The 2,371-nt window shown below is 51.4% G+C and carries 3 protein-coding genes; 1 reads left to right on the top strand and 2 read right to left on the bottom strand.

Features of this window, described 5'->3' with window-relative positions; translation table 11 throughout:
- Positions 1-1,489: thiamine pyrophosphate-binding protein (locus A3751_RS13840; protein ID WP_156492462.1), on the bottom strand; the 1,489-nt coding region annotated here is incomplete at its 3' end.
- Between the two features lie 30 nt (positions 1,490-1,519).
- Here A3751_RS13840 and A3751_RS13835 point away from each other — a divergent pair.
- The gene (locus tag A3751_RS13835) at positions 1,520-2,119 is read left to right on the top strand and encodes a TetR/AcrR family transcriptional regulator (RefSeq protein WP_068457091.1); all 600 of its coding nucleotides are present in this window, start codon (positions 1,520-1,522) and stop codon (positions 2,117-2,119) included.
- Between the two features lie 30 nt (positions 2,120-2,149).
- Here the strand turns inward: A3751_RS13835 and A3751_RS13830 are convergent.
- Positions 2,150-2,371: 2Fe-2S iron-sulfur cluster binding domain-containing protein (locus A3751_RS13830; protein ID WP_156492461.1), on the bottom strand; the 222-nt coding region annotated here is incomplete at its 5' end.

Below are 2,371 nucleotides of genomic sequence, written 5' to 3'. Positions count from 1 at the left end.
TCTCCATGCCCTGCATCAGCATACAGCCATCACCAACAACGGCAACAACTGGCGTATCCGGGCGAGCAAGCTTAGCACCAATACTAGCGGGAATAGCCCACCCCATAGCACCAGAGTACTTAATAATATTGAAATACTGATGTGGTTTTCGCATCGTCCAATAATGCGTCGCGAAGAACGTGTGCGCACCATTATCGACAAACAATTGCGTGTCGATTGGCATTGCTGCGTCAAGTTCGTAAATCGCGCGCGCAGGATGCAATGGCATGCTCGTAGAGTGACAATCGTCGATGGTGTAACAATGCGAATGCTGCTCTCGTTGCTCGGCCAACCATTGCAGGCGTGCCGGCTTTGAATCTAGTAACTGCGACTGCGCCAATGTTTTCTTATCGCTAGATGCCCAATAGCGCAGCGTTGCCTCGGCATCGCTCACAACAGCCAGATCGGCCACATAGGTTCGGTTTAAATGATCAGGATCGAGATCTACCTGAATCAGCTTTCGCTCAGCAACGAGCTTATTGCTCCAGCCCATAGAATTGATCTGCCCCAAACGACTCCCAACAACCACAAGGCAATCGATCTCGCCATGAATCAGTAGCTCATTGGCAAGAGCGCTTCCGGCCCACCCGAACACCCCTAACGAAAGACGATGATCCTCGGGGAAATCGCCTTTCGAGCTCATCGTTGTAGCGACCGGAATACCAAAGAACTCGGCGAATGCTTCAAGAGCTGCAAAGGCGTTCGCTTTACGGACACCGGAACCAGCCAGTATCACGACACGTTTGTTCTCGGCCATCATCTGTAACGCGAGATCGAGCCCCTCTTGATCCAGTACCCGAGTACTTCGAGCCGAGAGATGACTATGAGGCATATAATCATAGGTTTGCTCATGGCGCTGAATATCAAGCGGAACAGCGAGATGTGCCACACCCTGCTTGGGGCCTTTGAGCGTCGTCATTAAACGCCGCAAATGATCCTCTGCCAGCTTGGCATGCGTTAGTTCAAACTGCTGTTGCGCAACGGTACCCAGCAAGTGGGTTGTTCTAAGACCGCCGGAACCCGGGTCTTGGATGGCATCTCGATTCCGCCATATCAGGGGCGCATCCCCCGTAATCACCAAAACAGGAACTTGGTCTGCATAACTTGCACTCAAACCAGTCAGCATGTTGCTCGCACCAGGACCAGAGATACCCATGCAAACACCAAAGCGCCCTGCCGAACGGGCAAAGCCGTCCGCCATGTAGGCTGCACCGGACTCCGTAGCGCACACAACGGGCGTTATGCCATTAACGTCAACCAGCGCTTGCGAGAAATTATCCACATAGCCACCAGGAATCAGGAACACGTGGCTTGCGCCTTCGTCTCGGATGGCTTGCACGATGTAATGGCTTAGCTTCAGTTCTGACATTGGTGTTTCGCTTTTATTCTCGTTATGTCGTAAGTATGCCGTTTGACTATCCATACGAACCTGATATGTTTGCGGCTTCATTTTTTAACTAAAACAGCCGAAGTATTTATTGTGACGTCCAGCTCTGAAGCTCAAAGCAAAGAACGCAGTTATCATCATGGGAATCTGAAAAGCGCGTTGATCGACGCTGCGCTGCAAATCCTAGACACTCGTGGCATTGAAGCGCTTTCTTTGCGCGCCCTCGCCAGCGAGGTTGGCGTAAGTCACATGGCGCCTTACGCACATTTTAAAAACAAAACTGAGCTGTTTCAGGCCATCGCGGCATCCGGTTTTCAGTCACTCACAAGACGCATGCAAGCCGTTCAGGACGAGAACAACGCCATTGAGCTGATACTCAATTACGGCACCCAATACATAGAGTTTGCAATCGCCAACCCCGCTCTATACAAAATCATGCTGTCGCAAACACAGACCGCGCCGGAAATGACAATGGAGCTTCAACAAGCAAGCAAAGAACCGCACGCGTTGCTCGTTCAGGCCTTTGAAAAGCTTCCTAACGCACACAGCCCTGCCAATCTTCAAGCGCAGGGCGCATGGGCCATGGTGCATGGTCTTTCTGCGCTTATTACAGATGGCCATTTGCTCATTCCCGATGGCATGTCGGTGAAGCAATATCTGGCTGCGACCTCAACACAAATGCCGCACTCTTAAATACGAGTAGCCAAGCCACGCCCTTGGGCGCTAGTACAAAATCTCGATATCCGATGTCGGAAATGCCACACAAGAATGTACCCATCCAAAGGTTTGGTCAGACTTTCGCAGCTTAGACTCCGGTGCGTTAAACACTTCACCCTCAATGACTTTTACACGACACAGGCTGCACTCGCCTGAGCGGCAAGCGTTTTCGACAAAGTAGCCATTGCGCTCCAAGCTATTAAGTAAGGGCTCACCAACCTCAGCCTT

Source organism: Oleiphilus sp. HI0080, assembly GCF_001635135.1.
Note: the sequence above shows the minus strand (reverse complement) of the source record. Positions and strands in the feature narration are given on the sequence as shown.